This is a genomic window from Shewanella sp. QJM3NY_23 (genome assembly GCF_056173105.1).
In genome coordinates this window covers 864,598-883,946 of sequence record NZ_CM149657.1, presented here as the reverse complement: position 1 = coordinate 883,946, position 19,349 = coordinate 864,598, and the positions used below count along the sequence as shown (strand labels likewise).

Here is a 19,349-nt window from a genome sequence, read left to right as displayed (position 1 = left end):
CGGTGCCATAAGATAACTTCGATACCTAACATCATGGGCGGTGCCATCAGGTCCGCCCATTATTTTTAGCCCTCTCCCCATAAAACAGACCGCTTCGCGTCAGTACTAGCAATCCGCCACTCTGTGATCGATGACATTGAAAATGCTGCGTATACGGTCACAATAATAGATCAACTTGAAGACAATTTAGTATGGGCTGATATACTCTAGCGGCTTATATTCAGGCGCAAGGTTTTGTCTCACGGTAAAACGCTAACAAGGCGCTGTTAAGTTGCACTTAACCCACAAAATTGATACACAGCATTGCAAAGATGGTGCTTATGCCCCGCTGCCACGAACGCAAGAAAAACAGGCAGGTAACGGTGGGCTATGCATGTCCATGGCAAGATTTGCAGTGATATAAAGGGTTGCGGCACAAGTTGAGCAACCCTAATGAGCCGTTAATTGATATTCACAAAAGCCGATTTTTAATCTGGCAACTGACTTTAAAGGATCTAGCATGACCCGCTCTGAAACCCTATTTGAACAGGCTAAAAAAACTATTCCTGGTGGCGTTAACTCGCCAGTACGTGCCTTTAACGGTGTTGGTGGTTCGCCACTGTTTATCGAAAAAGCGGATGGTGCTTATATTTATGATGCCGATGGCAAAGCCTATATCGATTATGTTGGCTCTTGGGGACCGATGATTCTAGGTCACAACCATCCAAAGATTCGTGCAGCGGTATTGGCCGCCGTGGAAAATGGCCTGTCATTTGGTGCCCCCACTGAACTTGAAGTGCGCATGGCTGAAAAAGTGATCGAGATGGTGCCATCGATGGAACAAGTCCGTATGGTGAGCTCAGGTACTGAAGCGACCATGAGCGCCATTCGTCTGGCTCGTGGTTTCACTGGTCGCGATAAAATCCTTAAGTTTGAAGGCTGCTACCACGGCCACGCGGACTGCTTACTCGTAAAAGCAGGTTCTGGCGCGCTGACTCTGGGTCAGCCAAGCTCTCCTGGTATTCCTGAAGATTTTGCTAAGCACACCCTAACCGCCGTTTATAATGAACTTGAATCGGTTAAAACGCTGTTTGAACAGTATCCAGAAGAGATCTCGTGCATCATTCTTGAGCCTGTAGCTGGCAACATGAACTGCATTCCGCCAATCCCTGGTTTCCTTGAAGGCCTGCGTGCCCTGTGTGATCAATACGGCGCACTGCTTATTATCGACGAAGTGATGACTGGTTTCCGCGTATCGAAAAGCGGGGCTCAGGGCCACTACGGGATCACGCCCGATCTCACCACATTAGGAAAAGTGATCGGCGGCGGCATGCCAGTAGGCGCTTTCGGTGGCCGTAAAGATGTGATGCAGTTTATCGCGCCAACGGGCCCAGTTTATCAAGCGGGTACCCTGTCTGGTAATCCGATTGCGATGTCAGCCGGTCTTGCGCAGATGGAAGCACTCAGCGAGCCAGGTCTTTACGAAGCGCTTGCTGATAAAACAAAACGTGTTGCCGAAGGCTTTAAGGCGGCGGCCAACAAACATGGTATTCCACTGAGCATCAACTATGTTGGCGGTATGTTTGGCTTGTTCTTCACTGACGAAGAGAAAGTCACACGTTTCGACCAAGTCACTCAATGTAATGCCGAGGCCTTCCCAGAGTTTTACCATGGCATGTTAGATGAAGGTGTTTATCTAGCGCCAAGCGCCTATGAAGCAGGCTTCTTGTCTATGGCTCATGGCGACAAAGAGATTGAAGCAACGCTTGCCGCTGCCGATCGCGTGTTTGCAAAAATGGCTAAATAACACCAGCGTTAAGCAGTACCGATAACGCGTATGCCTAACAAAACAAAGAGGACCTAGTGTCCTCTTTTTGTTTATCTGCCCCATGCCCATAAGGAGCCCGCCACGCTAAACCGATAAAATCACATAAAATGAGCAATCATATAATAAAGTAGAAGCTAATGTTAACGGACGATTCACAGCCAGCAAACAGTTAAATCATCTACCAAAGCCTGCAATTGCAGCACATTAAACATGAACAGCCCCCTTAAAAGCCTATCCGCATCACAGTTTTACTGCAAAGTTAGACTAAGGTAACGCTTGCCTATTGCACTTTCCTATGGTCTGATCGCCAGCTATCACAACAACCTTAATATAACCTTGATTTTAAATCTTCATTCTCATCGCCATGAGGTGCGGACTTAAGTCGGCCGTAGGAACCAATGTATGCTCGACATTTTCCTGATCACCCTTGCTGTGCTAGCGCTATTAAGCATCATTTTTGAAGAGGTGACTCACCTTAACAAAGCTAAAACTACCTTGTTTTTTGGCTGTATAGCCTGGATAACCCTGTTTGTTGCCGCAAACGATGCCGATCACCAGCGGCTAATGGCCCAGGAACTTGATCACAACCTATTAGAAATCGCCACCTTGTGGCTGTTCCTTATGTCGACCATGACCTTTGTGGCTTATCTCAATGCCAAAGGGATGATCCAAGTCTTAGTGCAAAAGTTATTTCCACAGCAAGTATCGGTACGCATGCTGATGATCCAAGTGGCCTTGTTCTCGCTGGTGCTGTCGGCCATTTGTGATAACGTCACCGCCACCTTGGTTTCACTCGGGTTATTAACCACCTTTCAACTTGAAAGCCAGATGAAACGCCGTATGTCGGTATTAATCATCTTTGCGGTCAACTCTGGCGGTGTCGCGCTGATCACGGGTGATGTGACCACCTTGATGATCTTCCTTGGCGGCCATGTGCATATCTCGCAGTTACTGATACTGTTTATCCCCGCCGCGATAAGCGTCATGTTACTGGCAGTGTTGTTCTCGCTCAAAGCCGAAGGACGAGTGAGCACCACGCCGATAAAGCCTCAGTACAGCCGTATAGATGTGCTCATCGCCATTATTTTTCTGATCACCATCATATTAACCATGGTGCTCAATATCTTGTTTGGTATTCCACCCGTGCTGACTTTCCTCTCTGGGTTGTCGGTGATGTTTTTAGTGGGCACCACCTCTCGCAGTAATAAAGAGGAGTTACAGATCCTCGAATATATTCGTCAGGTTGAATTCGACACCCTACTGTTCTTCCTCGGCATATTATTATTGGTGGGCATGCTTAAAGAGATTGGTACCTTGCATCTGCTCACCGAGGTGTATGCCAAGTTTGATCCCAATATCTCTAACTTTGTCACAGGTATAGGCTCGGCATTGCTCGATAACGTGCCATTAACAGCCGCATTACTGAAAGCCGAACCGGTGCTGACCACCCCAGAATGGTTAGGCCTCACCTATTCTGTTGGGGTTGGCGGCTCATTGCTGGTCATTGGTAGCGCGGCGGGCATCATCGCCATGAGTAAGGTCAAAGAGCTGACCTTTGTGGCCTATTTAAAATATGTCCCAGCACTTCTGTTGTGCTACACCTGCGGTTACGGCTTAACCTTATTTCTAGCCTACGAGTTTTTTGGCTAAAGCGGCCAAGCAACCCTTACCACTTAAAAATGCGATGAGCCTGCTCATCGCATTTTTATTTAACTCAGCCTATCGTTATCCGTTGCCTTCTATTACAAACCCGCTTTATTACCAGTCATCTTGATTAAAAACCACCTAGATTAAAAGTCATCAGCGATGACCAGCCCGCTTTATTAAAAGCCACTTCATTGTAAGCCAGCGCAATTTTAAGATGAACAGCACCAACTTAGTTGATGGTTATCACGGCATGAGACCCAAACTGCCTCTCGATGAATAGTCCCCAGCATAGAGTCAACTGAAGGGATTTGCTTAGTGCGACCAAAAGCATATACTGCCAAAAATTTACCATAAGCGAATCTCACTATGCCTTTGTCTAAGGAAGCCTTTAAAACCATCCATCTGATCGCTAAGTCAGGGAGTTTTGCGGTTGCAGCCGAACGACTCAATCGCGTACCTTCTGCCGTGAGTTACACGGTGAAAAAGATGGAAGAGGAGCTTGGATTTGCTCTATTTGACCGCAAGGGACGACAGATTAAGCTCACCCCTGCAGGGCAATATTTTATTGAGCATAGCCAATGGATGCTCGATACCTACGACGAGCTGGTGCGTAACAGCGCCATGATCTGCACCGGTGTTGATGCCACCTTTAATATTGCGATTAACAACATTATCAATCGTGATGGATTAATCGATTTAATCGCGCAACTTAATCAGCAGTTTCCATCCACTAAAATTTCAATTACCACCGAGGTGTACAACGGTTGCTGGGATGCACTTTATGATAGACGAGCCGATCTGGTGATTGGCGCGCCCCACTCTGCCCCCAAAATGGAAGGGGTAGTTTCGCAATCGATTGGTAAAATTGAGTGGGATTTCATCGTGGCGCAATCCTCCCCCTTAGCCAGCCAAATCAACGTATTAACAGCGGAGCAGCTAAGACAATATCCCGTAATTGTGGTTAAAGACACTGCTAAACATATCTTGCCACAAGATGCTTGGTCCCTCACCGGGCAAAAAATCATTTATGCACCAGATCTATCGACCGCAATAGCCTTAATAGAGCGCGACGTAGGCATAGGCTATATCCCGCATCACCGCATTAAAACCTCGCTCGATTTAGGCCAAGTGATTAAAAAGGCCATTGTCGAGCACAAGCAACCCACTCAGCTATTTTACGCTTGGCACGCTAATCGAGAAAGTCCGGTATTAAATTGGTGTATTGAATACTTAATGCAACCCGAAAACGCCAATCAGTGGTGCGACTAAAACGATATAACCGTTCAAAAAGAGCCCCGAGTCATTTTCGGGGTGATTACCACGTGAGCCAATTCACACTTTCACCCACCCCATTGAACAATTAAAACGAAGTGATACGTCAAAATTTTTGACGCATCTATTCCCAACACAAATTAATCCGAGGGCGTAGCCCCATACTCATCATCATATTGGGATAGAGGTCGCTTTTACACACTAAAGCATCAAATTATTTGATTTCACAAGCCTGATTTTATCACTTTTTTAATCAATATTAGCCCGATACTATCAAACCGTGTTAACCACTTTGAGTTAACCCGGCCCAATTATTATAAAGGTTATTAAATTATGACTAGATTATTTCAAGCCGAACCATTTGCATTAAACTTCGATCCAGCAACGACTGCGCTAGTCGTCATTGATATGCAGCGAGACTTTGTTGAGCCTGGTGGGTTTGGCGAAGCGCTAGGTAACGATGTCTCTTTAGTGCGCAGCGCAATTGAACCTTGTGGCAAATTATTAAACACCGCCCGCGAAACGGGGATCATGGTTATCCATACCCGCGAAGGTCACCGCGCCGATTTAACCGACTGCCCACCAGCAAAACTAACCCGTGGTGGCAAAACCTTTATCGGCGAGAAAGGGCCAAAAGGCCGTATACTTATCCGCGGCGAAGCAGGTCACGATATCATTCCTGAACTCTACCCTATTGCTGGCGAGCCGATTATCGACAAGCCAGGTAAAGGGGCGTTTTACCAAACCGATCTGCACCTAATCCTGCAAAACAACAATATCAAAACCTTGATTGTGTGTGGCGTCACCACCGAAGTGTGCGTTGGTACTACAGTACGAGAAGCCAATGACCGCGGCTATGAGTGCATTGTGCCTGAAGATTGTGTTGGGTCTTACTTCCCAGAATTCCATCAATCGACCCTTGATATGATCAAGGCGCAGGGCGCGATATTCGGTTGGGTATCAAATAGCGAAAATATCATCGAAGGACTTAAGTAAGTCGATGAGATGATACTCTCGCTCACTAAGGGATACCTTTGCCCAGCAACATCATTTAACGGCAAGGTACACAGCGTTTTTCGGCGGTCGATGAATATCAAAACCGATCTGATTGACACGCCTTGGGTATCCCTTCTTGATACACGTTTACCAGCGACTCCCACTGCATATCAGTGTGACTTCGAGTCGATAGGGCCATTAACCAACAAGATAAAGGTGGGCGAGACGCTATTTATGCGAGGTGGCATGATACGGCTAAAGTCCACTGTAAACTTAGCAATTAATACCCTTACAGCCAGAAAGTGGCAACAAGCTCCAGCGTTATTAACGATTAATCATTACCGTATTAAAAATAATGTCGGTATGACGGAAGCCTTACTTGGAAAGTATATTTCCAGTAAGGAAAAGTTAACCATTAACTCTGCTGCTGAATATATTCAACACTTAGGATTAACACTCCCAAACTGTATTTATATTCACTCAGAAAAATTAGCTAAAAATATAGGTCATGGTAAGGGACTCACACCATCAGGTGATGACTTTTTAATAGGCGTGCTGGCGGTACTATCCAGTTTAACCACAGTGCATCCGCAGGCCGAAACGCTTTTTAATCAAATTAAAACAGCAATACTGTTAGATATTAATAAGACCAATGAGATTAGCGCACATTATTTAACATTGGCTCTTTATCACCATTTTTCGCACCCAGTGCAATGGCTAATACATGATTTATTTACCGCAACGGACGCCTCGATACTTAACCACAGAGTGATGGCTAACCTCAACATTGGCGCCAGCTCAGGTGCCGACACCCTTGCGGGAATGCTGTATTGCCTCAATAACGTATTACTGAATTAAAACTTATTTTAACAGGTACTTATATGACCATTAAATATAAAACATTTGAAAATCTCTATCAGGATTCCGTTTCCTTGATGCAGATTTCAGCCCGCCTCAATAAAATGAGTGGCATAGAAGAGGCCTCTGTCGCCATGGGCACAGAAGCGAACTTAGCGCGCATGACTGACGCCGGTTTTGGCAGCGATATTATTGCCAAGCCCAATGATCTGGTTGTCGCGGTAAAAGGCGACGAGACAGCATGCCAAGAAGCGATTGAAATCGCATTTGAGGCGCTCACGGCAAAACCCGATGCGGGCGATGATAGCCAGCAGTTCTCCCAGCCGCTAACCAGTTTTGCACTTGGGTTAACCCAGCACCCAGATGCTAACCTGGCGATGATCTCTGTCCCTGGTGAATACGCCGCTGCAGAGGCGATAAAAGCCTTAAATCTTGGGCTGAACGTGATGATGTTTAGCGACAATGTATCGGTAGCCGACGAGCGCGCCATCAAACTACTGGCCCAGCAAAAAGAACTGATGGTAATGGGACCCGATTGTGGCACCGCCATTATTAACGGTATTCCCCTAGGTTTTGCAAACGTCGTGCGCCGCGGCGCGATTGGCGTCATTGCGGCATCTGGTACTGGGCTACAAGAAGCCACCTGCCGCATTCATCAACTGGGTGAAGGCGTATCGCAAGCGTTAGGCACGGGCGGTCATGATCTGCACCAAGATGTTGGCGGTATCTCTATGCTGCATGGCCTACAGGCACTTGCCGATGATGAGGCCACTAAGGTGATAGTGCTGATCTCTAAGCCACCCGCAAAGGCGATTGCAGAGCAGATCTTAGCGACCGCAGCCCAAGTGAATAAACCGGTTGTGGTGCATTTTCTTGGCGCGGCAGATTCCTCAATGGCACTCGATGGGGTTTATGCTGCTCACTCATTGGCGCACTCTGCCGAAGTAGCAGTGGCAGTGTTAAACCAGCAAGCGATTCCAGACGTACAAACTCAGCCAAAAGATGATTCAGTGTTAACTACACTAAGCAACAAGTTATTGCCTAGTCAGCGTTATATTAGAGGTGTCTTTGCCGGCGGAACCTTCTGCTTCGAAGCGCAAATTATTGCCAGCCAATATGGCATAAATGCGTATTCAAACACGCCAACCCAAGGTAACAGCCAGCTTGATGATGTATGGACAAGCCAGCAGCACACCATAGTGGATCTCGGTGATGACGCCTTCACCCAAGGCCGCCCGCACCCGATGATCGACCCCACATTACGTAACCAGCGCATTTTACAAGATGCTCAAGACCCAGCCACCGCCGTGATCCTGTTTGATGTGGTGTTAGGTTATGGCGCGTCAGAAGCCCCACTGACTGAGCTACTTGATGTGATTGACACGGTTCGTAGCAAAACCGCCACAGCACCACTGTTTATTGCCCATGTGTGCGGCACAGAGTTAGATCCCCAGTCTCGTGATTTAACCCGTGATGCCTTGAGCGAGGCCGGGGTGTTAATTGCAGATAGCAATGCCGATGCTGCGCACCTTGCTGCGAAATTCATTTCTCAACTTTGCTAAATAGGTAATTCAAATGAAAGCACTTTTCACTCAGAAACTCAAAGTCCTCAATGCAGGCTTAGCCAGTTTCGCCTCTAACATTGAACGTGCCGGCGGTGAAGCGATAGCCATGAACTGGCAACCTCCAGCTGGTGGCGATCGTCAAGGCGGCCTAGCCCTAGCAGAATTACTCAACCAACCAGAGATTGAACTTGCCAACCAAACGGCCATGGAGCGCTACTTAGCCGCCCAACCTATGCTGGTCGATGTGATGCTTGCTGGCGAGGCGATACCCACCCTAGCAGAGAAAAAACTGATCCTACATGCAGGCCCACCGATTGCGTGGCAGGAGATGTGCGGCCCAGTACAAGGGGCGATTTTAGGTGCCATCTTATTTGAAAAATGGGCTGATGACCTTGAGCAAGCAGAGGCGTTGATCCACGCAGGTGAAGTGACCTTCGAGCCTTGTCATCACTTTGATGCCGTAGGCCCAATGGCCGGGATCATTAGCCGTTCAATGCCGTTGTGGGTGGTCGAAAACCCAAATAATGGTAATGAGCGCGTCTACAGCAACTTTAACGAAGGCTTAGGTAAAGTGCTGCGTTTTGGTGCCAATAGCCCAGCCGTGATTGAACGCTTAGAGTGGATGGGTACTGAGCTGGCTCAAGCGATGAAAGCCATGTTGGTTCAATCTGGCCCTATCGAGCTAAAGCCCATTATGGCCCAAGCTCTGCACATGGGTGATGAAGTACACAACCGTAATGCGGCAGCAACCGGCTTACTGTTAAAACAACTGGTACCAGCACTGCTTAATACCGCTGAGCCTAAAGAGCAGATCCAACGAGTGATTAGTTTTATCACCGCCAACGATCATTTCTTCTTAAACCTGTCGATGGCAGCGTGTAAGAGCATGCTTAAAGCGGCCGAGAATATCCCTAACAGCACCATGGTAACTGTGATGGCGCGTAACGGGGTTAACTTTGGTATCCGCCTGTCTGGCACGGGTAACACTTGGTTCCAAGCACCTGCAAACCCGGTCGATGGGCTGTTTTTCCCAGGTTATGGCGTCGAAGATGCTGCGGCAGATTTAGGCGACAGCGCCATTACTGAAACCGCGGGGGTCGGTGGTTTTGCCATGGCTTCATCGCCAGCGATTGTGAAGTTTGTCGGCGGCACCCCGATTGATGCGACTAATAATAGCCGCGCAATGCAGGCCATCACCTTAGGCGGTAACCCTGCCTTTACCTTGCCAGCACTTAACTTTGCCCCAACAGCGGCGGGTATCGATGCGCGCAAGGTTGCCGATCACTCTGTATTACCCATCATCAACACAGGTATCGCCCATAAACAAGCGGGTGTAGGCCAAATTGGCGCCGGGATCACCACAGCACCAATGCAGTGCTTTGTTGATGCTTTACAAACCTTTGCCACTCAACGTGAACACTAGGAATAACCATGACTAAAAAACCTTTAGCAGTCGTCGCCTTTGGCGGCAATGCGTTGATAGACAATGATGACCACTGCTCCATCAATGATCAGTACCAAACGGTGGTGAATAACGTAGGTTACTTGGTGGATTTAATTGAACGTGGATGGGATCTGGTATTAACCCACGGCAATGGCCCTCAAGTTGGCTTTATTCTGCGCCGCTCTGAGTTGGCCGCCCACGAAGTCGACCCTGTTCCGGTTGATTACGCGGTTGGCGATACCCAAGGTGCCATTGGCTATATGTTCCAAAAGGCATTGAGTAATGAGTTAAGCCGCCGCGGTATTGCCCGCCCTGTGGTCACACTCGTAACTCAAACCCGGGTGGATACCAATGATCCAGCGTTCCAAGCGCCGAATAAGCCCATTGGTTCATTTATGGATAAAGCCACAGCCGAGCAATATGCCGCCGAATTAGGTTGGCACATTATGGAAGACTCAGGACGCGGTTGGCGCCGCTGCGTGGCCAGCCCTAGCCCACAAGAGATCATCGAAATCGACAGCATCAAAACCCTGCTTGGCAGTGGCGCGCTCGTCATCGCTGCAGGCGGTGGTGGCATTCCGGTTGAACGCAACGCACAAGGAGACTTGGTGGGCGTTGAGGCGGTCATCGATAAAGATGTAGCTTCAGCCATGCTCGCCAAAGAGTTGCACGCCGACATGCTAATTATTCCAACTGGCGTTGAAAAGGTGGCCATCAACTTTGGCACCCCAGAGCAAGAGTGGCTAAGTGAACTGGATCCAGCACAGGCGAAAAAACTGGGCGAGCAAGGCCAATTTGGCGAAGGGTCAATGAAGCCTAAAGTCGACGCCTTATTGCAATTCTTAGCCGGTAATCCAGATGGCGCAGGGCTTATCACTAAAGCCAGCACAGTTATCGAAGCCATTGATGGTGCAACGGGCACCTGGATCCGCAACCACTAATCATTTTTTGAGGTCCGGCATGGCCGGACCCTTTTTTTACGGAGTAAATCTTATGTCTAAAACAACTCTTTTAGCAGTAAACGGCACCCTAATGCGTGGCCTTGAACTCAACCCAAACCTAATCAATGTGGGCGGTAAATTCATTCGTGAAGATAAAACCGACCAGCATTACCGCCTATGGTCAATCAATGATGTTCACCCAGCAATGATCCGCACCACAGCCCCAAGCAACAGTGTTGACCTTGAAGTGTGGGAACTGCCTATGGAAGCCTTCGCTGCGGTATTGAGCAATGAGCCTGCCGGCCTTGCTATCGGTAAAGTTAAGCTTGCCGATGGTAGCGAAGTACTTGGGGTGTTAGGTGAGCCATGGCTGGTCGAAGGACAGCGTGAAATCACCGAGACTGGTGGATGGCGCAATTATATCAAGACAACCAAGGCATAAACCGTTAACGCATAAATCGAGATACATAAATAACAATAACATCGACAAGTCACCACAGATTGTCTTTGGGATCTCTTCAATCACATTCAGTTGTGAATTTAAGGCGTACTAATTATGAGTAGCAGAAATAATACCGAACAATCCAACACGGCCTCCGGTGCTCAAATCGCAATGATCCTGCTAGGGATCCTTGTAACCCCAGTGCTATTAGCCTCATCGAGTCTCGGTAGCCAGTTAACATTAGGCTCTGCAGCAGCGGTGATTGCTGTGGGCAGCTTAATCTTAACCGTGCTTGCGGTGATCAACATTGCCATTGGTGAGCAGGCTCGCTTGCCCACATACGGCATTGTGAAATACTCCTTTGGCAGCAAAGGCGCTATCGCCATCAATGTCATCATGGCCATCAGCTTGTTTGGTTGGATAGCGGTGACGGCGAACATGTTTGGCCACAGCGTGCATGATCTGCTGGCCACACAATTTGGGCTTGAGCTACCTGTGGCGCTTATTGTGGCGCTGGGTTGTGTTATTTTTGTTGCTTCTACCGCCTTTGGCTTTGAAGCGCTAGGCAAGGTGTCAAAATTTGCCGTGCCCATCATTGTGTTGTTGATGTTTGTGATCCTTTATATGGCATTAACCGCCTCGGTGCCATTGGTCGAAAAAGTCAGTAGCTTAAGTTTCGGTGCAGCCGTGTCATCGGTAGTAGGTACCATCATCGTCTTAGTGGCTACCTCACCCGATTTTGGCAGCTTTGTTCACAATCGTAAGCATGCGGTATTAGCGGGTGTATTGACCTTTGGTTTAGCCTATCCAGTGCTCTTTTTGGTGGGCGCAATACCTGGGTCTATCACCTCTGAAGGCTCGCTATTGTCTGCCATGGCGATTATTGGTAGCACGCTGCCTGCGGCTATTTTGCTGGTGTTTGCCTGTATCACAGGTAACGCGGGTAACATGTTCCAAGGCACCTTAGTGGTATCGACGCTGTTTACTAAGTTCCCTAAATGGCAGCTAACTGTGGTACTCGGTATTCTGGCGGCAATCGTCGGTAGCATGGATATTATGGCGTGGTTTATTCCATTCTTATTGTTCTTGGGTATCGCAACCCCTCCCATTGCAGGGATCTATATTGCCGACTTCTTTATCAATCGCCGTAACGGCTATGATGAAGCCTGCTTACAACAAGATCCTGCCATTAAGCCAATGACTTTTGTGGCTTGGGGTGTGGGTTCATTAGTGGGCTTTTGCACGGTAAATGGTTGGTTCACCCTATCGGGGATCCCATCGATTGACTCTTTGATGATAGCTTCAGTAGGTTACTTCCTATTAACGCGTATCGGTCAATCCAAGAGTAACGCACTGACCAATAACGGTTAACGACTCATGCCAAAAGCAAAGGGCAAGCGCTCAAGCTCGGCAACCTATGAGGCTCTGACCACAGACCTAAGCGGCACCTGTGATACTTAAGCGATAGCCATTGAGTGAGCCGGGTTAAGTCAACGGTAAAAAACCATGAGTCAGTAATAAAAAGGCCATGCCTTCTGTATCAGAAGACATGGCCTTTTTTATGCACTTTTTTATGAATAAGAACAGATCAATTAAGAACAGATCAATTAAGAACAGATCAATCAAATGGCGGGGACTTTAAACTCAGTGCCAGCCACTTCAAGCACCACATCGCGAGGTCTTATCTCGACAATGCGTAATGCGCCGCCAATCATGTCACCTTGTTGTAACTCAGCGCCATCGACATTAAGCCAGCGGTTATCGGGGTTACTGGCATAGACATGGGCCAAAATTGTAAACTCAGGCACCTGTAGCTGCACACCTGCGGGTAACTGCCCATAGTTAGGAAGTGTATCGGCGCCAGGCTCAGGAATAGGATCAAGCTTAGGCTCGGTCACTGGCGTCGCCACCGCCTTGTCTATCTCTACCGCTTTTAATGCCGCCTCAAAGGCCGCGAGTAAGTTATCACTTGGCGGCTCACTTCGACTCACAGGTGCATTGCGCGCCTGTGCGTTGGTTGCGTTGCTAAAGCCCACATCTTTAGCAGCTTCATCGACTTGTGCCTGCAGCGAATTAAGCAAGTCTTGACCACGTTGATTGCTATTCGCGCCTAAAATGATGGGCTCTTGGGCGGCGTTATCTGTCACTTCGGTTGCCATGGCGATGGTGCGCGACCCCTGCGCCAAATTAGGTCGCTCACTGATAGGTACTGGCTGCGCTTGATAACCCATAGGCCATGCTATGGGTACAGGCAATGCGACTTTTCCCGCCAGCTGCACATTTGGGCTCGCCGGCTGAGTGCCGACGGCCACATCCGCTTGTGGGCTAGGATTAGCTTGTGGACTGCGACTGACCTTAGGGGACGACATTAACGCTAGCGCATCAGGCTGTCGTGTCACTGAGCGCTCCGGTAACGGCGTTTTAAAGGCACTTTGGCGTAACGGGCTGGCACTACTAAGCAACCATGCCGCCAATACTGCTAGCCCCAGCAGAGTGACAAACAGCGCCAACTTCAATCCAAGGTGACGAGTACGGTTCATCGCCTGATATTGAGCACGCGGGGTAATAATTGCATCCAGAGGCTGCTCTTGCTGTTTCGCCCGCATCACGGCATCGAGTAAAATAGACATCAGTAGCGCCCCCCACTTTCTTGCAGCCGCGGCCCTTGGTCACTCAAGTAAAGATTAAGCTGCACTAAGGTTTGGCTGCCGGCAATGGCATCGGCCCGCAAACCGTGCTGCCGTTGAAACGCCCGCAGCGCCTGCTCTAACTCATCGTCAAATTGGTTCACCAAACGCGGAGATTTTTGTTGGATATGTGCCAGCGCATTTTCAAGCCATTGCACCTGCGCAATTGGCGCGCCGCGACCTATCTCTTTAGGCTGGTAACTGGGCGCCTGCCATAAAATTTCGAAGGTGCCACTGAAATGGCGAGTAAACCAAGCTCTGTCGACCCACAATTGCTGCTCGCCCAGTTGCAACAACAGTTGCTCACCTTGGCGCGACACCACAGTGCCATAAAATGGTTGCTGATTTTCATCTTGCAGATACACCACCGCAGGGTAGTTTAACCGTAGCAGAGAAAACCAGTTACCTTGTTGCTGAAAACAATCGAGCCCTTGTTGCTGCGCCGACTGACAAGCCGTTAAGCCGATGTAGGGCGACTTGCCCCACAAGCCTAAAATACTGGCGTAGGCGCTATCTATGCTGCGGCTCTGCTCTATGGCTTGACGCAAAATCTGTTGACTGGCGCTCAGTTGCGCCGACTTAGGCGCGCTCATGCTATCAAGGTCATCTGAGGGTTGAGGAATCGCACCCCAATCGCCTGAGCGCTCGCGCTGCGCCACTTGATTAGGCATCTGGCTCGATGAAGCGCCCGCACCTGAACTGAGTACTGCACTGGAATTAGTACTCGGCTCTGCGACCAGATTAAGCACGCCACGCTCATCAGTGTGGTTAAACAGATAAAATGCCCCCGCAAAGGTGAATACCACGGCGGCCGCCGCTGCCGTAGGCCAAAAAAGCGATCGCGACTTAACCTCTTCGCCGAGCACTTCCGTTGCCGCAGTGCGCACCATGTTGGCATCAATCGGCACCTTAGATTGCGCGTAACCTGCCATCAAGGCGCGCTCACACAACAGATTAATCAACCGCGGAATACCGCCACTGTATTGATGCAAGGCTTTGATCGCACTGCGATGAAACAAAGGCTCATGCCGCCCCGCTACCTGCAATCTGTGCTGCACGTACAGAGCAATTTCTTGCTGAGTCAAAGGCAATAAGTGATAACGGGCGGTGATGCGCTGGGCCAATTGACGTAACTCTTGGCGTTTAAGCAATTGTTGTAGCTCTGGCTGACCAATCAAAATCACTTGTAACAGTTTTTTAGTGTCGGTTTCGAGATTGGTTAAAAGGCGCAGCTGCTCAAGGACTTCGGCGCGCAGATGCTGCGCTTCATCAATGATCATCACGGTATTACGTCCGCGTTCATGGTTCGCCAATAAAAACTGGCTTATTTTATCGGTAAGCTGCTTAAGACTCGGCTCGGGGCCATATTCGATATTCAATGCATCGCACAAGGTGGCTAACAACTCTAACTCGGTTAGCGAAGGATTAAGAATAAAGGCGGTGTCGGTATTGTCCGGTAACTGATTAAGCAAGGTACGCGATACCGTGGTTTTTCCTGTGCCAACTTCGCCCGTTAGCAGTACAAAGCCCCCCGTCTCACCTAAGCCGTAGGTCAAATGTGCCAACGCCTCACGATGACGGTCACTTAGAAACAGATAATGCGGGTTGGGTGCAATAGAAAATGGGTTATCGTTAAGTCCATAAAACGCTTTGTACATGCAGGCTGTAGTCCCAAAAAATAATTGACGTTCCAAACTAATCTTTAGCCGATCCATTGTCAAAAATTAGCCTAAAATATTTGCGCGACGCCGCGTTGCAAACAGTACAATCACACCTCGTTAGCATGATAAGCTAGAGGCAAAGTAAGCAAAGAGACTTAAACTGGTGAAAATCTATCTCGTCGGCGGCGCCGTCCGTGACCAATTACTGCAACTGCCCATCAAAGATCGTGACTACATGGTGGTCGGTGCAACGCCAGAGCAGATGCTGGCTCAAGGTTACAATCAAGTGGGTAAAGATTTCCCAGTGTTTCTGCACCCTAAAACTCAGCAAGAATATGCCTTAGCGCGCACCGAACGCAAAACGGCTGCAGGTTACGGTGGCTTTAGTTGTTACGCCGCCCCCGATGTCACCCTTGAAGAGGATCTGCTGCGCCGCGACTTAACCATTAATGCGATCGCTCAAGATGAGCATGGCACACTTGTCGACCCTTATGGCGGCCAACGCGATATTGAGCTGCGTTTACTGCGCCATGTATCGGCGGCTTTTGTCGAAGATCCACTCAGAGTATTGCGAGTCGCCCGTTTTGCCGCACGTTTTCACCACTTAGGTTTTAGTGTTGCGCCAGAAACCACGGCGCTGATGCAGCAGATCAGTCGCAGCGGCGAACTCGAAGCGTTAACCCCAGAACGGGTATTTTTAGAATTGGATAAGGCACTGGCAACCGATGCCCCGCAAGTGTTTTTTGAGGTATTGCGCCAGTGCGCTGCGTTGCCCATTTTGTTCCCTGAAATTGATGCCCTATTTGGTGTCCCCCAACCAGAGAAGTGGCACCCTGAGATTGATACTGGCGTGCACACCATGATGGTACTCGAACAAGCCGCAAAGTTATCACCAGAACCCGCGATCCGCTTCGCGGCCCTAGCACACGACTTAGGCAAAGCCCTTACGCCGCCAGAACTGCTGCCTAAGCATCACGGCCATGGGCAAAAAGGACTGGCACCAATCAGGGCACTGTGCACACGCATTAGGGTACCTAATGAATATCGCGATCTGGCTTTACTGGTGAGCGATCAACATCAAAATGTGCATCAGGCTTTTGAGTTAAAGCCGCAAACCATCATCAAAATATTCGACAAAGCCGATCTCTGGCGCAAGCCTCAGCGGCTATCTCAACTGTTGATTGCCTGTGAAGCCGACATGAAAGGCCGCAGCGGATTTGAAGAGCACGACTACCCGCAGGCTCAATACTTACAAGGCTGTTTTGAGGCGGCGCAAAACGTTGCCATAAAACCCATTATCGATGCAGGTTTTACCGGAGCCGATATCAAAGCCGAACTACAGCGCCAGCGCATTGAAATTATTACAAAGTATAAAGTCAAACATCTGAAAACGGATACCGAGCACTAGCATAAGATTAATTGATGGTGATCAAGGATCAAAATTGACACAAATTATCCACAGGGTCTTGCTTTTGGGTACTCATGAGATATTGTATTACAAGGTAAACACGAAAATTCATAGCAAAATAATATAGCTATGACATAATTAACTAGTTGCAGTTGTGTTTCAACTGCTCCACTTGAATCCAACACACTCTAAAGGGATTTCCCATGAACAAAAAAGTACTTATGCTTGCTGGCGTAGCAATGACGGCCCTTCTTGGTGGTTGTGCAAACACTACTGCTCTAGAAGAAAGCGTTGCTAACCTAGGCAACAAGGTTGATCAACTATCAGCTGAAGTTAGCTCTCTTAAGTCTGAGCAAGGCGCTCTTTCTGCAGACGTTAAAGATGCAAAAGCAGCAGCTATGGACGCACAAGCTGAAGCTAAGCGTGCTAACAGCCGTATCGACAACATCGCTTCTTCTTACAAGAAGTAATTTGTCTCAAAGTTAAGCTTATTTTTATAAGTGAACTTTCAAGGCTTGGTTAAAGGTGAATAAATGTGCCACTTATGGTGACACACACCAAACCAAGCCTTAATTTTTGGCGTTATCCTGACTCGCATTGTCAGAGCGAATCAAAGCCTTTAGTCATAAAAATCATTACTCGCCCACCTCCTCTATATCTGACGGTTAACACAACTAAATTCCCTGCAGATACTAATACAAAGTTAGCATCTAGCGTCCTTTTCAAATCCTCACCTCGACCATCAATGTCATATGTTATGTAAGCCAAACTTCACTTACCGCTATTGAAGAGTGGCTCAACGTCAATAACATCCACGCTATGCTTGTGGCGGCGTACCTTCCCCATTAGCAACAACGGCGTCAATTTGTACCAAGGCATCCATAGGGATAGCGGTAACGCCAACGGTTGTTCTTGCTGGCAAAGCGCCGTTAAAGAAGCGAGTATAAACTTGGTTTACAGCTTCGATATCGGTAATGTTTTTTAATTGGATATTGATTTTAACCACATCGTCCATCACATGGTTGACACTTTCGACAATGGCTTTGATATTGCGTAAGCATTGTTCAGCCTGCTCAGTGACATCACCAGCAACCAGTTGATTTGTTTTTGGTTCCAAAGGTAATTGAGCGGCAATATGATTGTAATGCGAGAAAGCCACAGTTTGTGAATATAGCGCATTTAGGGGGGCATTTGGCGTATTACTTGCTCTTATGACAATACCATGTCTATCTTCTACCGCTTGTGTCGGAGTGCCATCTCCGTGTGACACAACCGCATCAATTTGTACTAAGGCATCCATAGGTAAAGCAGCAGCTATCAGGGTAGTTCGTGCAGGTACATAGGCTGCGGTTCTAGCAATCGCAGAGTCTGGGAAAAAAGTGCTATACACTTCGTTGACAGCTTCAATATCGGCGGCATTTTTAAGGAATATCGTTGTTTTGACAATATCGTCAAAAGGTACATCAATACTGGTTAAAATGGCCTTAAGGTTTGTTAAACACTGCGCAGCCTGCTCTTTTACACCACCAGCAACCATTGCCCCGGTCTTAGGATCGATAGGTAATTGAGCTGAAATATTGTTGTAATGCGAAAAAGCCACCGTTTGCGTCGATACCGAACTGATAGGCGCATGCTGCGTATTGTTGGCGAGCTTTACCAGTGCACAAGGCGCTTGTGGAGCCGTACCTTCCCCATTCGAGATAACCGCATCAATTTGAACTAAAGCCCCCTCTAGAGGCAAAGCAGCAACAGCGACTGTCGTCCGTGTAGGAAAATAGCTTAGGAAAAATGCGCTATAAACGTCATTTACAGCATCAAGATCGGCGATGTTTTTAAGAAAAATATTAATTTTAACCACATCGTCCATTACATGGTCGACACTCTCTACTATGGCTTTAATATTGATTAAGCACTGCTTTACTTGCTCTTTTACACCACCAGTCACTATCTGCCCCGTTTTAGGGTCTACTGGTAGTTGAGCCGAAATATTATTGTAATGAGAAAACGCGACTGTTTGTGTGTATACCGAACTTTCTGGTGCGTTAGCGGTATTTCTTGAAACCTTTATAATATTGCCACTCATATGGGTATTTTCCTGTTTTATATTTTATGTAGAGTTCAGTTTATTCAAGTTCAAATCCATCTCACACTTCAATCACAAAAATAAATCAAAGCAAAGCCCATTAATTTAATAAGGTTAACTATTAAAAATAAAACAGCACTTTTAGAAATAGAAAAACAAACAACAAGATCAAGCAAAAAGAGACTTATTACTTAAAAACATTAGTATCACCAACAAACAGACTTGCACAAGAAATTAATAACAACGCTGTACATTAAGTGTGACATTCATCAATAACATCGCAGAGTATTAATATTAAAAATAAAGAACATTAATTAAATGAATACATTAAACTTGCCACATCAACTTTAATAAGTATGTTATTAATCGATATTTTTAATTTACAGCGGTTAATTTACAGATTTTAATTTATAGCTTTTTACCGATAACGTTTAAATCGTTTAATCGGTAGATGTTCTAATAGATAGGTTTTAATTCGTAAAAATAAAAGCATAACGCCATAGACACGCTAAAATGATCGCGAGTAACCCAAGCCTTA

15 protein-coding genes are annotated in these 19,349 nt (G+C 47.6%); 12 read left to right on the top strand and 3 right to left on the bottom strand.

All coding sequences use genetic code 11. The features are described from left to right. Positions 1–499 precede the first annotated feature (499 nt). From hemL to AC0VXX_RS04030, 10 genes are all read left to right on the top strand, one after another. Complete coding sequence (gene hemL, locus AC0VXX_RS04075) at positions 500–1,786, top strand: glutamate-1-semialdehyde 2,1-aminomutase (RefSeq protein WP_475516032.1); 1,287 nt, start codon at positions 500–502, stop codon at positions 1,784–1,786. 423 nt (positions 1,787–2,209) lie between these two features. Next, positions 2,210–3,457 carry a sodium:proton antiporter NhaD gene (nhaD, locus tag AC0VXX_RS04070; RefSeq protein ID WP_475516031.1) on the top strand — a complete coding sequence of 416 codons (1,248 nt, stop codon included), beginning with the start codon at positions 2,210–2,212 and terminating at the stop codon, positions 3,455–3,457. A gap of 363 nt (positions 3,458–3,820) precedes the next feature. Next, positions 3,821–4,723 (top strand): LysR substrate-binding domain-containing protein, encoded by a 903-nt coding sequence (locus tag AC0VXX_RS04065; RefSeq protein WP_475516030.1) that lies wholly within the window; start codon positions 3,821–3,823, stop codon positions 4,721–4,723. A gap of 336 nt (positions 4,724–5,059) precedes the next feature. Further along, positions 5,060–5,722, top strand: coding sequence for a cysteine hydrolase family protein (locus AC0VXX_RS04060; protein WP_475516029.1), 663 nt, complete (start codon positions 5,060–5,062; stop codon positions 5,720–5,722). 90 nt (positions 5,723–5,812) lie between these two features. Further along, entirely contained in the window at positions 5,813–6,580 is a 768-nt protein-coding gene (locus tag AC0VXX_RS04055) for an oxamate carbamoyltransferase subunit AllH family protein (RefSeq protein WP_475516028.1), read from the top strand. Between the two features lie 23 nt (positions 6,581–6,603). Beyond that, a complete protein-coding gene (gene fdrA / locus AC0VXX_RS04050; RefSeq protein ID WP_475516027.1) occupies positions 6,604–8,142 on the top strand; it encodes an acyl-CoA synthetase FdrA in 1,539 nt (512 codons plus the stop codon). 13 nt (positions 8,143–8,155) lie between these two features. After that, on the top strand, positions 8,156–9,568 hold the full coding sequence (locus tag AC0VXX_RS04045; RefSeq protein WP_475516026.1) for a YlbE family protein: 1,413 nt from the start codon (positions 8,156–8,158) through the stop codon (positions 9,566–9,568). 8 nt (positions 9,569–9,576) lie between these two features. Beyond that, on the top strand, positions 9,577–10,530 hold the full coding sequence (gene arcC, locus AC0VXX_RS04040; protein ID WP_475516025.1) for a carbamate kinase: 954 nt from the start codon (positions 9,577–9,579) through the stop codon (positions 10,528–10,530). A 52-nt stretch (positions 10,531–10,582) separates the two neighbouring features. Then, positions 10,583–10,972 (top strand): allophanate hydrolase-related protein, encoded by a 390-nt coding sequence (locus tag AC0VXX_RS04035; protein ID WP_475516024.1) that lies wholly within the window; start codon positions 10,583–10,585, stop codon positions 10,970–10,972. A gap of 114 nt (positions 10,973–11,086) precedes the next feature. Further along, the gene (locus tag AC0VXX_RS04030; RefSeq protein WP_475516023.1) at positions 11,087–12,343 is read left to right on the top strand and encodes a cytosine permease; all 1,257 of its coding nucleotides are present in this window, start codon (positions 11,087–11,089) and stop codon (positions 12,341–12,343) included. Between the two features lie 251 nt (positions 12,344–12,594). On the opposite strand, the gene AC0VXX_RS04025 is transcribed toward AC0VXX_RS04030, so the two are convergent. Together AC0VXX_RS04025 and AC0VXX_RS04020 are read right to left on the bottom strand one after the other, a co-directional pair. Next, positions 12,595–13,602 carry a general secretion pathway protein GspB gene (locus AC0VXX_RS04025; protein WP_475516022.1) on the bottom strand — a complete coding sequence of 336 codons (1,008 nt, stop codon included), beginning with the start codon at positions 13,600–13,602 and terminating at the stop codon, positions 12,595–12,597. Beyond that, positions 13,602–15,317: an ExeA family protein gene (locus tag AC0VXX_RS04020; RefSeq protein WP_475516021.1), complete on the bottom strand. Its 1,716-nt coding sequence runs from the start codon at positions 15,315–15,317 to the stop codon at positions 13,602–13,604. The genes AC0VXX_RS04025 and AC0VXX_RS04020 overlap by 1 nt, the downstream gene beginning before the upstream one ends. 166 nt (positions 15,318–15,483) lie before the next feature. On the opposite strand from AC0VXX_RS04020, the gene AC0VXX_RS04015 reads away from it, so the two are divergent. Beyond that, positions 15,484–16,728 carry a multifunctional CCA addition/repair protein gene (locus tag AC0VXX_RS04015; protein ID WP_475516020.1) on the top strand — a complete coding sequence of 415 codons (1,245 nt, stop codon included), beginning with the start codon at positions 15,484–15,486 and terminating at the stop codon, positions 16,726–16,728. Between the two features lie 203 nt (positions 16,729–16,931). Further along, positions 16,932–17,198: an Lpp/OprI family alanine-zipper lipoprotein gene (locus AC0VXX_RS04010; protein WP_110456066.1), complete on the top strand. Its 267-nt coding sequence runs from the start codon at positions 16,932–16,934 to the stop codon at positions 17,196–17,198. Between the two features lie 347 nt (positions 17,199–17,545). Here AC0VXX_RS04010 and AC0VXX_RS04005 read toward each other — a convergent pair whose 3' ends face one another. Beyond that, complete coding sequence (locus AC0VXX_RS04005; RefSeq protein ID WP_475516019.1) at positions 17,546–18,811, bottom strand: RidA family protein; 1,266 nt, start codon at positions 18,809–18,811, stop codon at positions 17,546–17,548. Positions 18,812–19,349 lie beyond the last annotated feature (538 nt).